This is a genomic window from Streptococcus equinus, assembly GCF_049393805.1.
Classification (GTDB): domain Bacteria; phylum Bacillota; class Bacilli; order Lactobacillales; family Streptococcaceae; genus Streptococcus; species Streptococcus equinus.
On the sequence record NZ_CP185763.1, the window covers coordinates 296569 to 320150 of the forward strand.

Sequence of the window (23582 nt, forward strand, 5' to 3'; positions counted from 1 at the left end):
TGATTTCATTTTTAATCTATTGTACCATAAAAATACTGAAAATTTGCACAACTCTCTAATTATTCTCTTTTTATAGCTGAAATAAGTAGAAAAACAGCTGAAAATTCAGCTGTTTAATGGTTTATTTTTTACTGCTTTCGTCATCCATTGAAAGTACTGACAAGAAGGCTTCTTGTGGCACTTCAACTGAACCTATAGCTTTCATACGTTTTTTACCTGCTTTTTGTTTTTCAAGCAATTTACGTTTACGAGAAACGTCACCACCATAACATTTTGCAAGCACGTTTTTACGAAGAGCTTTAATATCTGAACGAGCCACGATTTTTTGACCGATAGCTGCTTGAATTGGCACTTCAAATTGTTGACGTGGAATGATTTTCTTCAATTTTTCAACGATTAATTTACCACGTTCATAGGCAAATTCATTGTGAACGATGAAGCTAAGCGCATCGACTTTATCTCCGTTAAGCAGAATATCCATTTTAACCAATTTAGATTTGCGGTATTCTGAAATTTCGTAATCAAAGCTTGCATAACCACGTGTTGATGATTTCAATTTATCAAAGAAATCAAAGACAATTTCAGCAAGTGGAATTTGGTAAATGACATTAACACGATTTTCATCAATGTAATCCATTGTCACAAAATCACCACGTTTACGTTGAGCAAGTTCCATAACAGCTCCGACAAATTCTTGTGGAACCATGATTTGTGCTTTAACGTATGGTTCTTCGATACTTGCAACCTTAGTTGGGTCTGGGAATTCAGACGGATTTGACACCTCAAGCATGTCGCCATCAGTCGTATTAACATGGTAGACAACGGATGGTGCTGTCATAATCAAATCAATGTTAAATTCACGTTCCAAACGTTCTTGAATAACATCCATGTGAAGAAGTCCCAAGAAACCACAACGGAAACCAAAACCAAGCGCTTGTGACGTTTCTGGTTCAAATTGAAGACTAGCATCGTTCAATTGAAGTTTTTCAAGAGCTTCACGAAGGTCGTTGTATTTATTTGATTCGATTGGATAAAGACCAGCAAACACCATTGGGTTCATTTGTTTATAACCGTGAAGTGGTGCTTCTGCTGGGTTATCCGCAAGAGTAACCGTATCACCGACACGAGTGTCCGCTACAGTCTTAATTGATGCTGCGATATAACCAACATCACCAGTTGCTAGAAAATCACGACCCACTGCTTTTGGTGTGAAGATACCCACTTCAGTGACATCAAATGTTTTACCATTAGACATCAACTGGATAGTATCACCAGGTTTTACCATACCATTGACGATACGAACTTGAAGAATTACTCCACGATAAGCATCGTAAACTGAGTCAAAGACAAGCGCTTGGAGCGGTGCTTCAACATCACCTGCTGGCGCTGGCACGTACTCAACGATTTGCTCAAGGATTTCTTCAATCCCGATACCAGCTTTTGCTGAAGCAAGTACTGCCTCTGACGCATCAAGTCCGATAACATCTTCGATTTCTTGACGAACACGTTCAGGGTCAGCAGCTGGCAAATCGATTTTATTGATAACTGGCAAGATTTCCAAGTCATTATCAAGTGCTAAATACACGTTAGCAAGTGTTTGAGCTTCAATACCTTGTGCCGCATCAACAACTAAAATAGCACCTTCACAGGCTGCAAGTGAACGAGACACTTCATATGAAAAGTCAACGTGCCCTGGTGTGTCAATCAAGTGGAAAATGTAAGTTTCACCATCTTTAGCTGTGTAATTCAACTCAATCGCATTCAATTTGATTGTGATACCACGTTCACGTTCCAAATCCATGCTATCCAAGAGTTGAGCTTGCATTTCACGACTAGAGACAGTTTCAGTTTTTTCCAAAATACGGTCAGCCAAAGTTGACTTTCCGTGGTCAATATGCGCAATAATTGAGAAATTGCGAATCTTTTCTTGTCGTTTTTTTAATTCTTGAATATCCATCTATCTATAATCCTATACAATTATTCATTATTTCTATTATAACAAATAAACACCACTGGTGCTATAAAAAGTTTTCTAGGCACGATAAATATCGCTAAAATCAGCTACCGCAAATCATTTTACAAATTACACAGAAAGCGCTATTATTTAAGCAAAGATAATAAAAACACAACTCATCGCAAACCTATGACCCACATAGATTACCCCACCCAGTGACGAACTAGGTGGGGGTTTGTTATATTCATATTTAGTAGCTACAACGTTTTGGAACCATTCGAAACAACACAGCTCTAAAACATTAGCTCTATCTGTCCACCAAGAAATCTCGTTTTGGAACCATTCGAAACAACACAGCTCTAAAACGCTACACTTTCGGAAATATCACTAAAAATTGTTTTGGAACCATTCGAAACAACACAGCTCTAAAACAATCATTAGCATTAAGCTCAAACGTTAATTGTTTTGGAACCATTCGAAACAACACAGCTCTAAAACTATAAAAATTGACCGTTTTCATCCGATACAGTTTTGGAACCATTCGAAACAACACAGCTCTAAAACGCTGCTTTTGTCATTGTATTAACATCAACAGTTTTGGAACCATTCGAAACAACACAGCTCTAAAACTTATCTCTAACTTTTGCTATCACAGAAAAGGTTTTGGAACCATTCGAAACAACACAGCTCTAAAACACTGAAATTGGCGCAGTGAATCTTTTAAAGGTTTTGGAACCATTCGAAACAACACAGCTCTAAAACTTTAGGACTTCTGATTCGTGTTCTAAATCGGTTTTGGAACCATTCGAAACAACACAGCTCTAAAACACGGCGGAATCGGTTGGCACTTATGTTCATGTTTTGGAACCATTCGAAACAACACAGCTCTAAAACTTAGATAATGTAATAATTCATCTTCTGAAAGTTTTGGAACCATTCGAAACAACACAGCTCTAAAACTTACGTGTGTATTGGCCGACTGGTTTGCTTGTTTTGGAACCATTCGAAACAACACAGCTCTAAAACACCATCATTACTCATATCATCTTCTGGGTAGTTTTGGAACCATTCGAAACAACACAGCTCTAAAACTCCTGTTCTGGTAGATTGTTCCCCTCAATAGTTTTGGAACCATTCGAAACAACACAGCTCTAAAACGAAGAAAAAGAGACAAAAGTCAAAGCTAAGGTTTTGGAACCATTCGAAACAACACAGCTCTAAAACAAGCTACGATTGGGGAGGTATATATTTAATGTTTTGGAACCATTCGAAACAACACAGCTCTAAAACAAATCATCTAAAATTAGATAGTCACATTCTGTTTTGGAACCATTCGAAACAACACAGCTCTAAAACAATCCTAATGGTGATGGATATACTAAAACGGTTTTGGAACCATTCGAAACAACACAGCTCTAAAACAGCGTTTTTATTTACCATACAAACATGACTGTTTTGGAACCATTCGAAACAACACAGCTCTAAAACAAAAGAAGCTGCTTTTTTCCTATTTTATACGTTTTGGAACCATTCGAAACAACACAGCTCTAAAACTGTATATTTCTTTCACTTCAAGTTTAAGCTGTTTTGGAACCATTCGAAACAACACAGCTCTAAAACCTCGTGGACCATTTTTCTCACGAAATTTCGTAATCGCGCCATTTGTCTCAGCCTGACTTCAGCTCCGAATGATTCCTTATTTAATTATTTTATTCCCCAAACCAAAGGGCGATTTCGCGTTCTACTGATTCTGGTGAATCTGAACCGTGAACGATGTTAAATGTTGCAGCGCCTTCAGCTGGTGCTTGAGCAAAATCACCACGGATTGTTCCTGGAAGAGCTTCTTTAGGGTTTGTTGCACCCATCATTGTACGCCAAGAAGTAATCACTTCTTCTCCTGACATAACACCAGCAATCACTGGACCACTTGTCATAAAGTCAACAATTAGTGGGAAGAATGGACGGTCAACCAAGTCTTCATAGTGTTTTTCTAACAACTCAGGAGTTGCCATACGCATTTCTAATTTTTCAATTTTGAAACCACGACGTTCAATACGTTTAAGTACTTCACCAACAAGTCCGCGTTTCACACCATCTGGTTTAATCATAAAGAAAGTTTTTTCCATGTAAACAATCCAACCTATCTAACTAAAATAAATTCATTTTCAATTTTACCATAAAAGAAAAATTTTGAAAAACATTGAAAGTGATTTTCACTAAAGTTTTAGTTAGATAATTTTTCAAAACAGCACAGCTCTAAAACATCAACGATTGTCGAACCAATATTCAAATCGTTTTGGAACCATTCGAAACAGCACAGCTCTAAAACTAGCGTGAAGCGATTGCTGACAAGTTATCAGTTTTGGAACCATTCGAAACAGCACAGCTCTAAAACAGACTACTCGTTAAAACGTCAAGTTTTAAAGTTTTGGAACCATTCGAAACAGCACAGCTCTAAAACTACCTTGTATGTGATTACGAGGACGGCGCTGTTTTGGAACCATTCGAAACAGCACAGCTCTAAAACTTGACATCGTACTGTTTATACAAGTATTTAGTTTTGGAACCATTCGAAACAGCACAGCTCTAAAACTTTTGATCTACTTCAACTCCTGCTGCTTGAGTTTTGGAACCATTCGAAACAGCACAGCTCTAAAACCGTCCAAGTTGTCATTTACAATATCTACACGTTTTGGAACCATTCGAAACAGCACAGCTCTAAAACTGTTGAACTGAGTAAATGTTTACCAATATAGTTTTGGAACCATTCGAAACAGCACAGCTCTAAAACTCTCGCAACAACTCAATCTCGGTAGATAATGTTTTGGAACCATTCGAAACAGCACAGCTCTAAAACAACTTTTCAAAATAACGTTTCATTTCTCAAGTTTTGGAACCATTCGAAACAGCACAGCTCTAAAACTATTAATGTTACGTTAAATAATTTAGCTTTGTTTTGGAACCATTCGAAACAGCACAGCTCTAAAACTCGACAACTCTAACTTTGATTACAACAAAGGTTTTGGAACCATTCGAAACAGCACAGCTCTAAAACGCTTGAGAACCTTTAATACCACTGTTCGCCGTTTTGGAACCATTCGAAACAGCACAGCTCTAAAACCTTCTAACGGAGATACTACTAAGCTAAAAGGTTTTGGAACCATTCGAAACAGCACAGCTCTAAAACTTGTACTATTAAACTTAATAAAATGCAACAGTTTTGGAACCATTCGAAACAGCACAGCTCTAAAACAAAGCATTAGCATTTCCACAATTAGCACGGTTTTGGAACCATTCGAAACAGCACAGCTCTAAAACCTCGTGGACCAATTTTTCTCACGAAATCTCGTAATCGCGCCATTTGTCTCAGCCAGACTTCAGCCTCGAATAGCTCCATAATATTAGCTTTATTATACCTTAAAAACCTTGATTTTTCAACGTTCCTGAACATTCTTAAAACTTATAGTTGCAACTTTTTCTCCAAAGCTTTTGTTAAAACCTCAGAATAATTTACCTGCTCACGATCAGCTAATCTGACCAACCATTCTGGTACTGTAACATTTTTACGAATAGCTTTTGTCTTCTTTAAATACGGTGAAGGATCAGCTTGAATCAGAGTAATGAAACCATCATCAACGGTTAGCTCACTCATATCAATAACTTTTGGAAGAGCAAGTCCTTCATCTAGATACGCAGCTAGCGAACTCTCAAGCATTTCACGAGCATTCTTCATAGCTTCCTCGATATCTTTACCTTCGGTTCCACCACCGAATCCTGGAAATTCTACCCAAAAACTTCCGCCTTCTTCTTTGTGAAAAATTGCAGGATATGTTTTTAACATCAGTTTGCCTCCTCTAATCTAAATCTTTAAGAATTTTTCTCTCTAAGCCTGCTCCAACGACCTTATTACCATGAATTGGTATTGTAACAATATAAGCTTTTCCACCTTTTTTGAATTGATGATGGCTTCCTTTTACACGAACTTCTTTCCATCCTTTCGAAATTGCTATTTTAGCTAGCTCTTTCCCAGTTTTTGGCACAACTACTCTCCTCCTTTATTTTATACGTATTATGCGTATATGTCAAAACATAAGAAAAAGTATCTACAAAAATGTAGATACTTTATTATTCGTTTTTAACTCATGTTTTCTGCAATCAAAAAATAATCATTATCCAAAACATATTGTGGAAAATCATAAAGTTTTCGTGGCTCTAGAAAAAGAACTTTTTGATTTGAAAGCTTGATATATTCCATCAATCTCTCCATCTCATTTTGGGTCAAATAAGCTCCACTATTCACAAAAATAAGCAACTTCTTTTTACTGAGATAATTATATATTTGAAGAATTTCAAAGCATTTTTCAAAAATCGTATCACTTTGTGTTTCAATCTTAACACCAAGAGCTTTTATCAACTCAAGAATTGTGATTTCATCATATTCAAGATCAAGTTCATTTTCTAAACACTCATAAGCAATTAATTCTGTAATAGTATCAGCCAGATTTTCAATCATCGATTTTACTTCTGGTTTCTCATTCAATTGACTTTCTAAATCAGCATGAATTAATTTGAGCATAGATGAAGAATTAACATCAAAGCCTAAAATATCTGTCACCAAAAGCAGCTCTGACTCTTTCAATGATTTCATTTTTTTGTCAAACAATTTCAACTCACTTTCATCTGTGTAAGAATACAATTGTCTAACAAGATTTGAAAAAACTGTTACATTTTCAACTGCTAGAATTGTGCCACCTGAAATTTCTATTGGCTCATCAAGTATCGGAAAATTAATCTTCATCACTATAATCCTCTCCTAAAAACACAAGCCGCTTATCAGAATTAGCCACACTCATATCTCTTTCACCGTTAAGATAAATCATACGAGCAAATTGCTTTTCAGTCACAGTCAAAAGAGTAATACTCCCTTTTTTAGGATTATTTGCCTGAAGTCTGTCAATCATCGCTTTATTAGCAGAATTATTTAACAGCAATTTACTATAAACAGAAAATTGGTGCATGATAAAACCTTCACTTAGCAAAAACTTGCGAAATTTGCGGTAAGCCTTGCGCTCCTCGACAGTCTCTGTGGGCATATCAAACATTAAAATCATTCGCATATATCGATAACTCATATCCTAAATTCAGGAACTCCTTTCCCACTATGATTAAGAGCTTTGACTACTTTTTTCGTATAATCACTAACAATATTATTTAAATACATTTCCTTATTGTTGTAAGAATATGTTTCATCAAACATTGTAAAAAGTTCTCGTTTAATTTTGACAAAGGAAGCATTACGATTTTCGTACACAATTCTATCAACGATTGGACGAAATGGTTCCATTATGTCACTTGCTAGATTGAATTGATTAAACTGATTAGAGTGTTTCAAGCCGAACTGAGTCATACAGCCACAAACAACTAGTTCACGCGCAAACATGCTTAACAACAAAGTATAACCATAATCTAGTCCAGCATTAATGTCATTGTCTTGTTCGCGAGAAAAGTCATTGCCAAACAAGGTATTAAAATAAATTCTAGCCGAGTGCCCTTCGCGATTACTAGGGTCAAATGGTTCTAAACCGTGATATAAATCCATAATCGATTGTGATTTTTCAAAGAAAGAACACTCACCAAGATACATACTCTGATTTAAAATTTTCTGTGCAATGATGTTAGTCCAGACATCACATTTAACCTCATCAGCCCATGCGATTTGATTTGTCAGCTGTAAGCTAGAATCATGGCGTCCATAGTAAGGCGTCAGCATTGCAGTTGGCAAACGTTTTTCATCACAAAAAATAATTAAAATATTTTTATCAACCAAACGTTCAATCAACATTGTCGTCAAAACAATATTTGTCGTTTCAAGCAAAAGAATATCAATTTCTTCTAAATGAATCATCTCAGTATGATAAGCATCCTTAAAAATCAAATGATTATTTTTATATGATAATTTCGAATGCTCGTTTACAATAACTGTACGCCATCCCATTACTCTTCTCCTAATTTACTCAAATCAATACGTGTTTCATAAAGACCAGTGATAGATTGGTGGATAAGGGTGGCAGAAAGATATTTCTTATTTGGTCTGTACCTTGGCCTTTTAACAGTAGCTTTTTCTGCAAAATAATTCGAAATATCTTGACTAACACCACTTTTAACAAAGCTAAACATTTTTATAAAATTATCATAATAGTAACGCACCACCTCATCTGTCACAACAATATTCTTAAATTGTCGGTTAGCATAACCACTAATTAAAGTTTTCAATCCTGTTGTTTCACCTAATTGTTGTCTAGCGAATTCAAATAGATTGTTAGCGATTTTATCAAATTCATTTTTATGATTATCAATGAATAAACTGCTTTCTTTAACAGCTTCCGTAGATTTTAAATCCATCAAATTTGAACGTGTAATAAAACGTTTCATATGGAAAAACAGCTCACTTTGCACATCTGTCAATCGAAATTGAGTAGTTTTTTGCAAATTTGAACTACTTTCTAAAAGGAATCTCTTATTATCGCTCAATTGAATCAACGAATATTTTGCTATTTTTTTATAGTAAATAACTTTGTTCAATGAATGTTTAGCTAAGAAGCCATTACTTGAACTATCATTTAAATATTCCATTGGGTTTTCATTAAATTTCTTATAGTTGATAATATAAATATCAAAAAAATCCTTAACTAAAATACACTTTTTCTTCTTTTCATCAAATTTTTCAGCAACAACAAAAACTGTCAATGCTGAATTAAGAGGAGTATATCCTCCATATGACTCAGGGTCAAGCCCTTGCTTAATAGGAAATCTTTTATCAATGGATATTTTAGAATGCTCGCTTATAGGATTTTCATTAAAGAAAGCCCCTTTTTTAACCACAGTCCTCTTAACAAAATTAATTTGAGAATTATAAATTACATTTTTAATAATTGGTAAATCTCTACTACAATCCCAAATATCTTTACTGATTTTAGAATTTTTACTATTAAAAAACTTCATAACGTTAGAATAGATTTGCTTTCTTACCGTAGCTCTATTCTCAAGATGTTTATTAAAATTTTTAAATTGTCCATAGGTTAGCTCTGGTGCCAATTTAGGATATGCTTTCAATAAGGTTTGAGCAACTACAACATTAAGATATGCATCATGTGCATGATGGTAATCATTTAAATCACGTAATTTCATTATATGAAAGGTATTTCTAAAATTTGACACCAATTGTGATTTTAGAGTAATAATTTTACTTGTATCAAACCTATCATCAAGTATTCGAGCAACATGCTTAATTATTTGTCTTGTTTCAACAAGTTGTCTTTCAATAAATCCAGCTTTTATATCATCAGTTAAAACACCATCTGGCGTACGTTCACTCATCGTCAAACGCTGGAATTTTGTCTGGTTAATTAACTTAGCATCCAATAATTGATTCCAAAATGCTTTCATCTCATGAACTGTTTTCTTATCTGGAATACTATCTCGTTTATTTTGATTATTTTTACGATGCGTTAAAACTTTATTATCAACTGAATCAACTGGTAATACGCTATAAGGTATAATATGGTCTACTTCATACTGATCTAGTTGATCAATATAAAGTGGTTCAGGATTTCCCATTGAATCCAAGCTATACATATCTTTTCCTTTTTGGAGACAATACAAGTACAATTTTTCTGATTGAAGCTCCTCATTACTAAAAGGAAGTTTACCATCTTTTGTTAATATATCATTTTCAATTTTCTTTAGTGTAGCCTCTAATTTTACTTTCCTTGTTTGTGATTTCTTAGCCCCCTCTTCAGTCGTCATATTTTCTCTCGCCATTTCAATGACAATATTTTCTGGTGGATATCCTATAATTTCAACTAATTCATCTACAACTTTGATACTATTTAAAATACCACGCTTTAAAGCTGAGCTTCCAGCTAATTCTTTTATTTGCTCAAAAACATCTTCTTCTTGGGGATGCTGAGACTGAAGCTTCATAATTTTACTTCTAAATGGTTCTTCTTCAATAACTTGATTAAGATTTCTATTTTGGTCATCATTCCTAATAAATTGAAGAATATTAAAACCTGTATCGTCATCTCGAATTCCTACGAGCAATTTTTTTGAATATTTACCCCATCCTGTATATCTAAGCTTAGAAAGAGACACAATTTGTTTTTCATCCAAGAAATCGCTGTAAAATCTATCTAAATAATCTTTTATCGATTTTTTATCATCAAATACAGTTACAATTTTTATTATTTCTTCCAGGTCATCTTGATACTCTTCAGAATCTAAGAATTGTCTTGAAAATATTCCGTTATCAACAAAATCATGATAAGTTTTTAAAATTGAATTAAAAGAGTTTTTAATTCCTGAAACAATTTCAACTGCCTTAAGTTCATCATGGTTCAAGCTCAAATATTTCAATAAATCTTGTTCTTTTATTCTTCCTGATTCTTCTTTAAAAAGATCCGAAATAATTTGGCTACGCACATCAGAAGTAAATCTGTGCGTTTTGCCATATTTATCTTTATATTTTACTCTTGTAAGTTCATTTTGAAGCATAAATTCCTCATAAATAAGACTACGCTTCGGTAAAACCTTCTCATTAAGCAAAATAACATCTTTTCCAATTAAATGATCGATAAAAGATCTTCTTGTTGCATCCAAATCAACAAGCTTGTCAAAGTTCCATGGCCGTATTTTTCCTGCTTGAGTTTCTTCATCATCATTAGAATCAATGATTAAATTATCATTCCTAACCAACCAAGAAAATCTACTTTTATTAGGTTTTGCCAATGGCCCTACATAATATGGAATTTTAAAAGTTAAAATTGAAATCAACTTATCCTTATTCTCCTCTAAGAATGGAAAATGTTTAGCTTGATTTTCAATAATATTTTCCATTTCATAACGATGAATTTGATTCGGAATCGAACCATTATCAGTTGTTCTAAGTTTTCTTAATAAGGTCCCCTGTTCAATTTTATCTAAAAAATATTGTGAGCCTTCAATTTTATTGATTTTTTTAGTTAAATTGCTATAAAAATATTCAAGTTTACTTTTTGATTTTTCCTCATTTGGGCTTAATTTCATATGATTAGAAATGTATCCGGCATAACCTTTTGCAGATTCATCGTTAAATATCTCTTCATAATCTTTTTCTGAAAGATTTAACCTTACAAACGTCTTTAATCGCTGTAAATCTTTCCTATGTTCTTCATATCTATCAATCATTGTTGCAGAAAATCGTGCATGAGTTGAACCTTTATGAGTAAGCATACTCGATAATAAGATACTATCTCTAAATGTTTTTAAAGTTTCAAATAAATCTGCATAATTATCTCCAATAATGTCAAGTAATTTTTCTAAATTTTCATCATATTTTTCTTCTGTAAACGATAATTCAATTTCTTCCTCTAAATCAAAACACCTTTGAAATTTTGTTTTTAGGCCGAACAATAATTGAAGTAACTGTTTAAAAATACTTCTATCTTTCTTTTTATTTTCTTCAGGGAAAAATTTTAGTATCTTATCTACTTTATCTTTTCTAGCTATATTTTCCTTAAATATACTGTCTAACTCTTCATAATTATCAGGTAAGTTCAAACCTAATTCCAAATTACAAGCTCTTAAAAAATCAATCCATTTTTCTCTAATATCAATATTATTAGGATTAATCTTACCCGCTGTTAAAAAATTCCCTCGATATTTCATAATATGAGATAGAGCAAGATAGACTTCTCTAATATCTGGGGCTTCTTTACTATCTGTATCAGCTAAATATTTTCTTAAATGGTAAATTGTCGGATATTTTCGATGGAATTCCTTCTCTAATTTCTTTTTACCAAAAAAAGGATGTTTTATTTTAATATCATCACTCTTATCATTAAATTTCCTAAAAGTCTCATCTAAGCGTCTGTAAAAATTCTTATCCACTTTTTCTATCTCAGATTGAAAAATTTCTCTCAAATATTTAATTCGATTATTCCTACGTTCAATTCTACGACTGTTAGCCCTAAAAGAACGCGTATCACCTGCAGTTTTTGCAGAATCAAAGGTAACTGAGCCAATCAGATTCTTTTTAATCGCCCTCTTCTCTGTATTTCCAAGCACTTTAAATTTAAATGTTGGAACTTTATGATCCTCAGTTACAACAGCGTAGCCAACTGAAGAAACTCCTATATCTAGTCCAATCGAGTATTTTTTAGTAAACTTTTCCATGTTTTTCTCCTACTTGAATTTTTTTTAACTTTTGATATAATAAAGCTGTTGGAACTATTCGAAACAACACAGCCGAGGACTTTGTCCTTTGAGTTAAAATATGGTTTATCCATAATTTAGTAATGCGCGCCCTTGTTCGGCGCTTTTTTTGTGCTCTTATAAACATTTTCAACAAAACTAAACAAGTTTATTTTACTCCTCAAATTATTAAAAAACAAGCGTTTCCACGCTTGTTTTCTTTTTATTTTTATTACTGCCTAACTCACCAACCAGCCCCAGAAGAAGGGGAGGAGAAAGGCGATGATGCCGCAGATGACATAGGTGATGCGCAGCCATTTTTGCGAAATGTTAGAGGATTTTACCCAAAATGTGATGGCAAATATCCACGCTACTGCAAACAGTAGCCAAAAGTACCATGCAAATGTCATTTCTCATCCTTTCTCTCGTTATTTTTTAGGCGATGATTTAATTGCTTGCGAGCTATTGCGACTAAACTTAGCATCATCACTTCATAAGCCACAAAGAAAATGATAAAGCAATGCATGAAGTATTCTTCTGGTAAAACCCAGATAATCGGGTCAGTCGCTGGGTTAAAAAGCCAACTGCTATCACCAGGAAATAAGGCTTCATGAAAGAGAGTAAAGAATTGGTCAAAACCAATCAAAAGCCCTGCTACTGCAATAACAATCGGTAAAATTGCAGCTAAGGTAAAAGCTCTCTGATGAAGAAAAAGTGATTTTTTAGCTCTGCTATTTTTCAAAAAACGCCAAGAAGGATATAGCAAAATCACAAAGACAGCTTGTGCTAAGTGAAAAAGGTGTTTAACATCACGAAAATGCTTGAGTCCACTAGCTGATGATGGAAAATCCGGCATCGCAAGCTTGTGCGATAGTGGATTAGTCAGATAAGTCATCAAGATGTTAAAATTTTTCAAAAGCTCATCTTTTGTGATAGTCACTTGGAGGCTCAGTTTTAGCCAGTCAATCTCTAGTGGATAAATCAACCACGCGCCATAAATGGCTACAAGGACCGCGAGTGACAGCAACCACAACCAAGTGCTAAAGGTCCAAATTTTAGTTTTCATCGAAATTCCATTCATCAAGACTAGCAAGAACGTGATTAGGTTTTACCGGGAGAGTTGGGACTTCTTCAGGTTTAGTAAATCCAGTTGTGACAAGAAGTGTTGCAATATCATTTTGAATTCCCGCCATAATATCTGTCAGATAATTGTCACCAACCATAATTGCTTCTTCACGTTTAACTCCAAGAACATCGAGAGCTTTATTCATGATAATAGCATTTGGTTTTCCAATAAAGACTGGTTGCACGCGAGTAGCTGCTTCCAATAATTTGTTAATAGCGCCCGCACCTGGCATCAAGCCACGTTCAGTTGGGATGTTCAAATCTGGATTTGTTCCGATAAAAACAGCACCTTTTTGGATAGCTAATGTCGCTACTGCTAATTTTTCATAAGTCAAATCATTATCAAGACCAACAACGACATAAGCTGGATTTTCAGTGTCTTCTACATAACCCGCCTCAGCAATAGCCGTTTTCAAACCAGTTTCACCAATCACATAAACTGTCTTACCACGATTCAAATCATTCATGTAATCAATCGTAGCCATTGTTGCTGTGTAGATTGTTTCAAGTGGGGTGTGAACGTTGAACTGAGTTGACAACATTTCTTGTACTTTTTCAGGTGTACGAGTTGAATTATTCGTTACTAAAACGTAAGGAATATTTCTTTCTTGAAGTCGTTGAATAAAACGTTCCCCTGCTGGAATACGATTTTTTCCTTTGTAAATAGTTCCATCCAAATCGATTAAATAGCCTTTATAAGTCATTTTTCCTCCAATATAAAATAGTAAATGACCTTTTCTCTCAATCTTAAAAAGGTCATTAAGCATTACTTCCTAATTATTTCTCCATCCATTCAATGAGTGCTTGCGCTCTCACTGCACCTTGTGTGACAATTTCGTGTTTTGTTGTCAATCCAACTCTCTCTACACGAGACTTGATGTCATGTCCATAGTGAACTTCTTTCACATATTTCAAATTAATGCGATGAGGAATATATTCTTCTAAGAACTTCACATCAAGCACATCGTACATCCACTCAAGGTATTTACTATTATTAACATGTCCGTTCAAATCAAGATCAAAAAATCTAACATGATAAAGTGTTTCTTCTGGATTTTCAAGACCTTCGTAACGTGGTCCACGGAAGAATTTCTTCACTTTTTCAACTTGATAAACTTCTACAATCTCATCTAAAACAGGATGTACTTTACGAGTATCATAATCCATCAAAACAAACGTTGAATGAATCGTCAAAAGCTTTTCACCAGATTCACTGTAGACATTAAAATCGCGATAACAAAAGAGCTTATTGTAAGCTGTCGGTACTGTTTCAATCACGATATTTTCAGTGTATTTTGGCAAGCGTTCAATTTCGATGGCGTATTCTGTAATAATCCAAACAAGATTGTAAGTTTTATAAATATGTTCGTCACTCATTCCTAAGCTCAGCGATTGTTTTCCAGAAACCTGCAAAACTAGCGACAAAAGCTGTGACAATTTCATATTTTGATTAATATCACTTTCATAAAAAGGCACTTGATATTTTTCTCTATAACTTAATCCCATCTTGTTACTCCAATATAAATCTCTCCGCGACAGTGTCTCCCAAGAATAAACCTTTTTTGGTCATACGAACAACATTGTCATCTGGCACTAAAAGCCCTTGGTTGCAAAGTTCCCTTACAATTTGTCCATAACGTTCTTCGAAAGACACACCGAATTTTTCTTCAAATCTAGCAATCGAAACACCAGATTTTTTGCGTAATCCTAAGAACAATTCTTCTTCCATCATCTCTTCTTTTGTCAAGGTTTCTTCTGACAATCGAGCATTGCCTTCTGAAACAGCCTTTAGATAATGCTGAATCGGTCCACGATTACGATAACGCACACCATTCAAATAACCAGAAGCACCTGCTCCAACGCCATAATACTCCGCATTATCCCAATACATTAAATTATGGCGACTTTCAAAGCCAGGTTTTGTAAAGTTTGAAATCTCATAATGCTCAAAGCCATTTTTCTCCAACTCTGAGATAATGTATTCAAACATCTCCGCTTCCAAATCTTCTTGCGGCAACTGTAATTTACCGCGACGCATCTTATTCATAAAAACTGTGTGATGCTCTAAAATCAGACTATACAAACTCAAATGTGGAATATCAAGAGCAATTGCCTTGGCAACATTTTCTTTGACATCTTCCATCGTTTGCCCAGGAAGAGCATAAATCAAATCAATCGAAATATTATGAAATCCAGCTTTTTTAAGATTTTCAATCGTTGAATAAATCTGAGCTTCATTATGGCTACGACCGATTTGTTTTAAATGTTTGTCGTTAAAAGTCTGAACACCAAGTGAAACACGGTTAACTGCTGAATTTTTCAGCACTTCAATCTTATCTTCAGTCAAATCACCTGGATTTGCTTCGATAGTAAATTCTTCCAAAACACTTAAATCCAAATGCTTTGTTAAATTCGTCAATAAATACTCCAATTGCTCTGCAGTAATTGAGGTTGGAGTGCCACCTCCGATATATAAAGTACGCAATTTTTTGATATCATATGATTCAAATTCACGAATAAGAGCCTGCAAATAAGCATCAACAGGCTGATTTTTGATGAATACTTTTGAGAAATCACAATAATAACAAATTTGCGTACAAAATGGTATATGTACATAAGCTGATGTTGGTTTTGTTAGCATGACGTTATTATAACATTTTTAAGAAAGATAACCAATGAAATAAACACAAAAAGGTCTGAGCTTAACACCCAAACCTTTTCTTTTTTATTGAATTTAGTCGATACCGATTTCGTTACGAACAACATCAGCAATAGTATTTACATAGTAGTCAACTTCTTCATCAGTTGGCGCTTCAGCCATAACGCGAAGAAGTGGTTCAGTACCACTTGGACGAACCAAGATACGACCGTTTCCATTCATTTCTTCTTCCATCTTGCTGATGATTTCAGCGATTGCTGGAACTTCCATCGCTTTGCTCTTCATGCTATTTTCAACACGAACGTTAACTAATTTTTGTGGGTAAATAGTCACTTCAGCAGCTAATTCAGAAAGTGGTTTACCAGTTTCTTTCATAACTTTAACCAACTGAATACCAGTCAATTGACCGTCACCTGTTGTGTTATAGTCCATGATAATAACGTGACCTGATTGTTCACCACCAAGATTGTAACCAGATTTACGCATTTCTTCAACAACATAGCGGTCACCAACAGCTGTGATAGCTTTGTTGATACCTTCACGGTCAAGTGCTTTGTGGAAACCAAGGTTAGACATAACAGTTGTAACGATTGTGTTGTGAGCCAATTGACCACGTTCAGAAAGGTATTTACCAATGATGTACATTACTTTGTCGCCATCGACAATTTCACCATTTTCATCAACGGCAATCAAACGGTCACTGTCACCATCAAATGCCAACCCAACAGCTGCACCAGATTCTTTAACAAGTGCTTGCAATTGTTCTGGGTGAGTTGAACCAACACCAGCGTTAATGTTAAGTCCGTCTGGATCTTCACCGATAACTGTAATATCAGCATCCAAATCTAAGAAAATATCACGCGCAGACACTGAAGCTGAACCATTTGCAGTATCAAGAGCGACTTTCATTCCTTCAAGGCTAACACCTGTTGAAACAAGGAATTTTTCATATTTACGAAGTCCTTCTGGATAATCAACAAGTGTTCCAAGACCTTCAGCTGAAGGACGTGGAAGAGTATCTTCTGGAGCATCAAGAAGAGCTTCGATTTCTAATTCTTGGTCATCAGCCAATTTGAAGCCATCACCACCGAAGAATTTAATACCGTTATCTTGTGCAGGGTTGTGACTAGCTGAAATCATAACACCAGCGCTAGCTTTTTCAGTACGAACAAGATAAGACACACCTGGAGTTGCTAAAACACCAAGTTTGTAAACTTCAATACCAACTGAAAGAAGACCAGCAACTAAAGCTGATTCAAGCATTTCACCTGAAATTCGAGTATCGCGTGCGACGAATACTTTTGGACGTTCTGTTTCATGTTGGCTAAGAACATAACCACCAAAGCGACCCAATTTGAAGGCTAACTCAGGAGTTAACTCAACATTTGCTTCTCCACGAACACCATCAGTACCAAAATATTTTCCCATTATTCATTTAGCGAAAATTTCGCTTCCTCCATTACTAAATTCATTTTTACCAAAGAGTTGAGTTTTAACAACAACTCTCATTATTCACTAATAGACTATCTTTGTTATTATCTACTATTTTTTTGTTGCTGTCAACTGTACAGTCACGACAGATGGCTCAACTGACACATTATCTGCGGCAAGATTAACACTTAAGCTTGTATCTTTCGTAATATTTGACACATTGACAGTTGCAACAACTTCGTTAACGGCATCAAGTGCTGCCTGACTTCCAGAAATTGTTACTTGATCTTGATTCAGATTATAAGAAATATCCGAAAGTCTATCATTCATCTTTCCAGTTAACTTAACCCTTACAGGGACGGTCTTGGTTAATTTCTTAACACTGACTTCAAGACGTGCTTTTGATGGGTTGATAGCACTAGCTAGAATTGTTCCATCAGCAGAAACAGCTTGAAGGGCAACACGTCCGCTATAGTTGCCATTAAGAACTTCGTTTTCCGGAAGATTTGCAACAACGTGATCAATCTGATCAATGATTGATTCATCACTTGTAACTTCAACTTCTGAAACATCGGTTGAAACTTTTTTCAGCTCAAAACCTGGCGCCAATTGACTGACGTCAACTTTGCCTTGAACATTGAATGTTTTTGTCTTTTTCTTACCGATTGTTACAGAAATATTGTTAGGTGAGGCTGTTGCGGTAACGCCAGATGGCAAATTCATAACCTTTAACGGAACTGTTTGAGTGCCTTCTCCTAGCCCCGTCAAATCAGCGACAACCTTAAAACTTCTTGTATCATTATTGATTTCTGAATCAAGTTTCACACGATTGATTGAGGTCAAATAAACTTCAGTCTCATAAGAATAACCACTAATAAAGTACTTATCACTATCATATTTGATATCAATGGGCACATTAGTCAAAGTATGGGTGTAAGTCTCAGTTGCACCTGAAACTTGTGAACCAACGTGCGTATAATTACTTGTTGTAGCAGCCAAAAATAGGAGAAGAGAAAGGAAAATTGACACAATAACCAACCAGAATTGACTATTGAAAAACTTTTTCATTTTTTCTTCCTCCAAAATTTTTGATACCAGTGCTCTTCTTCCTCAACTTCAGGAATCAAATGTGCGCGAAGAATGGCTTCAAAGTTTTCTTTTGACAAATCATGTAAGAATTCACCCTTTGAAGTGATGGAAATACCACCAGTTTCTTCTGAAACGACAATAGTCAAGGCATCTGAGTTTTCAGATAGACCAATGGCAGCACGGTGACGTGTCCCAAATTCCTTTGAAATTGCCATTGACTCAGACAAAGGAAGATATGAACATGCCGTTGCAACTTTATTTCCTCTGATAATGACGGCACCATCATGCAAAGGCGTGTTTGGAATAAAAATATTAATCAAGAGTTGACTTGAAATATCAGCATTCAAAGGAATCCCTGTTGAAATATATTCTTGTAAGGTCTGAGTTCGTTCAATTGAAATCAACGCCCCAATCTTACGTGGGCTCATGTAAGCAACTGATTTAACCAGTGCTTCAACGAGTTTTTCTTCGTCACTAACTTGTTGTGTTTGTGAAAAAACTTGTGTTGAACGACCAAATTTTTCAAGTCCTGTTCGAATTTCAGGAGCAAATATAACAACACAGGCAATAACACCGTATGTAATAACTTGATTCATCAAATAAGAAATTGTCGTAAATCCAATCCACTCAGCGATGAATTTTAGTAGGATAAAGAAGACAACCCCTTGAATCAAGGACATAATCTTCGTGCCTGCTAAGGCTTTTATTAATCTATAAATAAAATAGGCTACAATTAAAATATCTAGCAAATGAACAACAATAGTCCATGGATTTTCAACTAAAGTTGCCCAAAATTTGGCATCAATAGCCGCTAAATTTCTCATACATACATCTCTTTTCTCTAACTAATTAAAACTACCTTTCTATTATACCACTTTTAAAGCAGATTTTCTTTATTAGAAAAGCCCTTTTTATGGTACAATATTCCTATGAAAGCAAACACATTAATGGGAATAACAGCTGGTAAAGCAGCTCACGCCATTCTTTCAAAAATGGGACGTGGTTCAACTTTGCCTGGAAAAATCGCCCTCAAATTCGACAAAGACATTTTAGATACGATTGCAAAGGACTATGAAATTGTAGTCGTTACTGGAACAAACGGTAAGACACTTACAACTGCTCTCACTGTTGGTATTTTACGCGAAGCATTTGGTGAAATCGTGACAAATCCAAGCGGTGCTAACATGATTACTGGGATTACATCAACTTTCTTAACCGCTAAAAGAGCAAAATCTGGTAAGAAAATTGCCGTACTCGAAATCGACGAAGCGAGCCTTCCAAAAATTACTGAGTACATCACACCAAGTCTCTTTGTCTTCACAAATATCTTCCGTGACCAAATGGACCGTTATGGTGAAATTTACACAACTTACCAAATGATTTTAGATGGTGCTGCTAAAGCTCCTAAAGCTACAATCCTAGCTAATGGTGACAGCCCACTCTTTAATTCAACAAAAGTTGTGAATCCAGTAAAATACTATGGTTTTGACACTGAAAAACATAACCCAGAGTTAGCTCACTACAATACTGAGGGAATTTTGTGTCCTGAGTGTCAAAATATCCTGAAATACAAACTAAACACTTATGCTAACCTAGGTGATTATGTTTGTGAAAATTGCGGTTTCCACCGTCCAAAACTCGATTACGCTTTGACTGATTTGACAAAAATCACAAATACAACATCAGAATTTGTCATCGATGGTCAAGATTACAAGATCAACGTTGGTGGTCTGTACAATATCTACAACGCACTTGCTGCTGTTTCTGTTGCGGAATTTTTCGGTGTCGAGCCAGAAAAAATCAAAACAGGATTCGACAAGAGCCGTGCTGTCTTTGGTCGCCAAGAAACCTTCAAAATTGGTGACAAATCATGTACCTTGGTTCTTATTAAAAACCCAGTTGGTGCCAGCCAAGCACTTGATATGATTAAGTTGGCTCCTTATCCGTTTACACTGTCTGTTTTGCTTAACGCAAACTATGCTGACGGTATTGATACAAGCTGGATTTGGGATGCGAATTTCGAATCTATCCTTGAGATGGATATTCCAGAAATCTTCGCTGGTGGTGTTCGCCATTCTGAAATTACACGCCGCCTACGTGTCACTGGCTACAACGAAAACAAAATCACAGAAGCTGAAAGTCTCGAAGATATTATGACATTGATTGAAGCACAACCAACTGACCATGCCTATATTTTGGCTACTTACACAGCTATGCTACAATTCCGAGAAATCTTGGCAAACCGTCATGCTGTTGGAAAGGAGATGAACTAAGATGACTTACACTTCACTACAATCTCCTGCAAACAAGGATTATCAATTCGAGCTTAACGTTGCTCATCTTTACGGAAATCTTATGAATACCTATGGTGACAACGGTAATATCTTGATGATGAAATACGTCGGTGAAAAATTAGGTGCTAAAATGACCTTCGACATTGTCTCACTCGGAGATGATTTCGACGCTGATTATTATGACATGGTCTTCTTTGGCGGAGGACAAGATTACGAACAATCAATCGTCGCCAAAGACCTTCCAGGTAAAAAAGAAGCTATCGCTGATTTCATCAATAAAGATAAAGTCATCCTTGCTATCTGTGGTGGCTTCCAATTGCTTGGTCAATACTACGTTCAAGCAAACGGTGAAAAAATTGATGGACTTGGTGTTATGGGACATTACACTCTTAGTCAAAATAACAACCGCTTCATCGGAGATATCAAAATTCACAACGACGAATTTAATGAAACATACTATGGCTTTGAAAACCACCAAGGGCGTACCTTCTTGTCTGAAGATGAGAAACCTCTAGGTATGTGTGTCTACGGAAATGGTAATAACAAAGAAGATGGCACTGAAGGCGTTCATTATAAAAATGTCTACGGTAGTTATTTCCACGGACCAATTCTCTCACGTAATGCAAACCTTGCTTACCGTCTTGTAACAACTGCTTTGAAAAACAAATACGGGTCTAGTATTTCACTACCAAGCTACAATGACATTCTTTCAAAAGAAGTCGCCGAAGAGTATGCTGATACTAAAAGTAAAGCTGAATTTGGAAAATAAAAACAAAAACGTCTGATAATTTCAGACGTTTTTTTGTAAATACATCCAGTAAATCTTTGACCTAATCCACCTATTATCATAAAATTAAGTTATAAAGAAATCGTTAACATCGCACGATTTAGATTGGAGGCAAAAAATGGGATTATTCAATAATGTAAAGGAAGAAAGCACATTTTCAACTGCATCTGGTTCTGATGGGCTAAAATATGTCGTCCTTCAAGTTACCCTAAAAGAAAAATTCATCGGGACTGGTTCAGGAAACCTAACAGAGTTAGAAAAAGTTATCAACGAACAAGCTGATAAAGGCTACCGTTTACACACAATCACAACTACAAACGGAGGCAGCAAAGGACTAAGCGGTGCTGACCGAATCCAAGCTACTATGGTATTTGAGAGAATCGACTAATATCATCTCACTTGACAATCAATTGACCATCAAAGTTTAAAATAACCTCAGGATTACTCCTGAGGTCTTTTAATAAATTTCCCCCTTAGCATAAGCCTCTTTAGCTTCTGCTAGAGTTATCTATTCTTTACATTAATTACATCATCAGAGATTTCAATTCCAAATAGTAAGTAAAATTTTAATAGTATTGCTGGACCAAAATGATAGAACAACAATAGATTTTCCGTTTTTACACAAAAAAAGACTCCATCTTAATAGACAGAGTCTTTAAACCTTATATAATCAAAGATTATTTTTTAAGGTTGTAGAATGATTTCAATCCACGGTACTCAGCTACTTCACCAAGTTGGTCTTCGATACGAAGCAATTGGTTGTATTTAGCGATACGGTCAGTACGTGAAAGTGAACCAGTTTTAATTTGACCAGCGTTAGTTGCAACTGCGATGTCAGCGATTGTTGAATCTTCAGTTTCACCTGAACGGTGTGATACAACTGCAGTGTAACCAGCTTCTTTAGCCATTTCGATAGCTTCGAATGTTTCAGTCAAAGTACCGATTTGGTTAACTTTGATAAGGATTGAGTTAGCAGCTTCTTCTTTGATACCACGTGCAAGGTATGAAGTGTTTGTTACGAAGAAGTCATCACCGACCAATTGAACACGTTTACCAAGACGTTTAGTAAGTTCTTTCCATCCGTCCCAGTCGTTTTCGTCCATTGCATCTTCGATTGTGATGATTGGGTATTTGTTAACCAATTCTTCGATGTAGTCGATTTGTTCTGCAGCAGTACGTTTAGCAGCACCTTCACCTTCGAATTTAGTGTAGTCATAGATTCCGTTATCGTAGAATTCTGATGAAGCACAGTCAAATCCAAGGAATACATCTTCACCTGGTTTGTAACCAGCAGTTTCGATAGCTTTGATGATTGTTTCTACAGCGTCTTCAGTTCCTTCAAATTTAGGAGCGAAACCACCTTCGTCACCAACAGCTGTTTCAAGACCACGTTCTTTAAGGATTTTCTTAAGAGTGTGGAAGATTTCAGCACCCCAACGAAGAGCTTCTTTGAATGTAGGTGCACCAGCAGGTACGATCATGAATTCTTGGAAAGCGATTGGAGCGTCTGAGTGAGAACCACCGTTGATGATGTTCATCATTGGAGTTGGAAGAACTTTAGTGTTGAAACCACCAAGGTAGCTGTAAAGTGGAACTTCAAGGTAGTCAGCAGCTGCGCGAGCTACGGCAATAGAAACACCAAGGATAGCATTTGCACCGAGTTTACCTTTGTTTGGAGTACCGTCAAGAGCGATCATAGCACGGTCGATAGCTTGTTGATCACGAACATCGAAACCGATGATTGCTTCAGCGATGATGTTGTTAACGTTGTCAACAGCTTTTTGAGTACCAAGACCGTTGTAACGAGATTTGTCTCCGTCACGAAGTTCTACTGCTTCGTGTTCACCAGTAGAAGCTCCTGAAGGAACCATACCGCGACCGAATGCGCCTGATTCTGTGTAAACTTCTACTTCAAGTGTTGGGTTACCGCGTGAGTCAAGGACTTCGCGAGCGTAAACATCAGTAATAATTGACATTATGTTACTCTCCTTATGAGTTTTTAATATTTTTACA

The 23582-nt window shown here is 35.8% G+C and carries 20 protein-coding genes and 2 CRISPR repeat arrays; of the genes, 3 read left to right on the forward strand and 17 right to left on the reverse strand.

The window, feature by feature from the left end:
- Window positions 1-121 precede the first annotated feature (121 nt).
- The 16 genes from lepA to cdaA all read right to left on the reverse strand — a co-directional run bounded on the left by lepA (window position 122) and on the right by cdaA (window position 19312).
- Window positions 122-1957, reverse strand: coding sequence for a translation elongation factor 4 (gene lepA / locus ACN0NP_RS01445; protein ID WP_423217420.1), 1836 nt, complete (start codon window positions 1955-1957; stop codon window positions 122-124).
- Between the two features lie 261 nt (window positions 1958-2218).
- Window positions 2219-3575: a CRISPR direct-repeat array (repeat unit 36 nt; unit sequence GTTTTGGAACCATTCGAAACAACACAGCTCTAAAAC).
- Between the two features lie 88 nt (window positions 3576-3663).
- On the reverse strand, window positions 3664-4080 hold the full coding sequence (gene ndk / locus ACN0NP_RS01450; RefSeq protein ID WP_004232469.1) for a nucleoside-diphosphate kinase: 417 nt from the start codon (window positions 4078-4080) through the stop codon (window positions 3664-3666).
- A gap of 167 nt (window positions 4081-4247) precedes the next feature.
- Window positions 4248-5272: a CRISPR direct-repeat array (repeat unit 36 nt).
- Between the two features lie 142 nt (window positions 5273-5414).
- Window positions 5415-5795 (reverse strand): type II toxin-antitoxin system HicB family antitoxin, encoded by a 381-nt coding sequence (locus ACN0NP_RS01455; protein ID WP_074483645.1) that lies wholly within the window; start codon window positions 5793-5795, stop codon window positions 5415-5417.
- Between the two features lie 13 nt (window positions 5796-5808).
- Entirely contained in the window at window positions 5809-5994 is a 186-nt protein-coding gene (locus tag ACN0NP_RS01460) for a type II toxin-antitoxin system HicA family toxin (protein ID WP_074483646.1), read from the reverse strand.
- Window positions 5995-6089: 95 nt separating this feature from the next.
- The gene (gene csn2, locus ACN0NP_RS01465) at window positions 6090-6752 is read right to left on the reverse strand and encodes a type II-A CRISPR-associated protein Csn2 (protein ID WP_074483647.1); all 663 of its coding nucleotides are present in this window, start codon (window positions 6750-6752) and stop codon (window positions 6090-6092) included.
- Window positions 6742-7086 carry a CRISPR-associated endonuclease Cas2 gene (gene cas2, locus ACN0NP_RS01470; protein ID WP_004232475.1) on the reverse strand — a complete coding sequence of 115 codons (345 nt, stop codon included), beginning with the start codon at window positions 7084-7086 and terminating at the stop codon, window positions 6742-6744. The genes csn2 and cas2 overlap by 11 nt, the downstream gene beginning before the upstream one ends.
- Window positions 7083-7949 carry a type II CRISPR-associated endonuclease Cas1 gene (gene cas1 / locus ACN0NP_RS01475; RefSeq protein WP_074483648.1) on the reverse strand — a complete coding sequence of 289 codons (867 nt, stop codon included), beginning with the start codon at window positions 7947-7949 and terminating at the stop codon, window positions 7083-7085. The genes cas2 and cas1 overlap by 4 nt, the downstream gene beginning before the upstream one ends.
- Window positions 7949-12166 carry a type II CRISPR RNA-guided endonuclease Cas9 gene (gene cas9, locus ACN0NP_RS01480; protein ID WP_423217421.1) on the reverse strand — a complete coding sequence of 1406 codons (4218 nt, stop codon included), beginning with the start codon at window positions 12164-12166 and terminating at the stop codon, window positions 7949-7951. The genes cas1 and cas9 overlap by 1 nt, the downstream gene beginning before the upstream one ends.
- Window positions 12167-12423: 257 nt before the next feature.
- Window positions 12424-12594: an NADH-quinone oxidoreductase subunit L gene (locus ACN0NP_RS01485; RefSeq protein ID WP_134775434.1), complete on the reverse strand. Its 171-nt coding sequence runs from the start codon at window positions 12592-12594 to the stop codon at window positions 12424-12426.
- Window positions 12591-13250, reverse strand: coding sequence for a TIGR01906 family membrane protein (locus tag ACN0NP_RS01490; protein WP_074450629.1), 660 nt, complete (start codon window positions 13248-13250; stop codon window positions 12591-12593). Before ACN0NP_RS01490 ends, ACN0NP_RS01485 begins: the two co-directional genes overlap by 4 nt.
- A complete protein-coding gene (locus ACN0NP_RS01495) occupies window positions 13240-14013 on the reverse strand; it encodes a TIGR01457 family HAD-type hydrolase (protein WP_020917067.1) in 774 nt (257 codons plus the stop codon). Before ACN0NP_RS01495 ends, ACN0NP_RS01490 begins: the two co-directional genes overlap by 11 nt.
- Window positions 14014-14086: 73 nt before the next feature.
- Window positions 14087-14815 (reverse strand): acyl-ACP thioesterase domain-containing protein, encoded by a 729-nt coding sequence (locus ACN0NP_RS01500; RefSeq protein ID WP_021142663.1) that lies wholly within the window; start codon window positions 14813-14815, stop codon window positions 14087-14089.
- 4 nt (window positions 14816-14819) lie between these two features.
- Window positions 14820-15950 (reverse strand): radical SAM family heme chaperone HemW, encoded by a 1131-nt coding sequence (hemW, locus tag ACN0NP_RS01505; RefSeq protein WP_287181598.1) that lies wholly within the window; start codon window positions 15948-15950, stop codon window positions 14820-14822.
- 93 nt (window positions 15951-16043) lie between these two features.
- A complete protein-coding gene (glmM, locus tag ACN0NP_RS01510; RefSeq protein ID WP_021142665.1) occupies window positions 16044-17396 on the reverse strand; it encodes a phosphoglucosamine mutase in 1353 nt (450 codons plus the stop codon).
- 114 nt (window positions 17397-17510) lie between these two features.
- Window positions 17511-18467 carry a CdaR family protein gene (locus ACN0NP_RS01515; protein WP_423217422.1) on the reverse strand — a complete coding sequence of 319 codons (957 nt, stop codon included), beginning with the start codon at window positions 18465-18467 and terminating at the stop codon, window positions 17511-17513.
- Window positions 18464-19312, reverse strand: a complete 849-nt coding sequence (gene cdaA, locus ACN0NP_RS01520) for a diadenylate cyclase CdaA (RefSeq protein ID WP_021142668.1) — start codon at window positions 19310-19312, stop codon at window positions 18464-18466. Before cdaA ends, ACN0NP_RS01515 begins: the two co-directional genes overlap by 4 nt.
- 105 nt (window positions 19313-19417) lie before the next feature.
- Between cdaA and murT the strand changes: the two genes are divergently transcribed.
- The 3 genes from murT (at window position 19418) to ACN0NP_RS01535 (ending at window position 21957) form a co-directional block, all read left to right on the forward strand.
- Complete coding sequence (gene murT, locus ACN0NP_RS01525) at window positions 19418-20761, forward strand: lipid II isoglutaminyl synthase subunit MurT (RefSeq protein ID WP_423217423.1); 1344 nt, start codon at window positions 19418-19420, stop codon at window positions 20759-20761.
- A gap of 1 nt (window position 20762) precedes the next feature.
- Window positions 20763-21551, forward strand: a complete 789-nt coding sequence (gatD, locus tag ACN0NP_RS01530; RefSeq protein ID WP_004232502.1) for a lipid II isoglutaminyl synthase subunit GatD — start codon at window positions 20763-20765, stop codon at window positions 21549-21551.
- Window positions 21552-21687: 136 nt separating this feature from the next.
- The gene (locus ACN0NP_RS01535; RefSeq protein ID WP_021142672.1) at window positions 21688-21957 is read left to right on the forward strand and encodes a DUF4177 domain-containing protein; all 270 of its coding nucleotides are present in this window, start codon (window positions 21688-21690) and stop codon (window positions 21955-21957) included.
- Between the two features lie 289 nt (window positions 21958-22246).
- Here ACN0NP_RS01535 and eno read toward each other — a convergent pair whose 3' ends face one another.
- Window positions 22247-23545: a surface-displayed alpha-enolase gene (eno, locus tag ACN0NP_RS01540; RefSeq protein ID WP_004232506.1), complete on the reverse strand. Its 1299-nt coding sequence runs from the start codon at window positions 23543-23545 to the stop codon at window positions 22247-22249.
- Window positions 23546-23582: the final 37 nt, after the last annotated feature.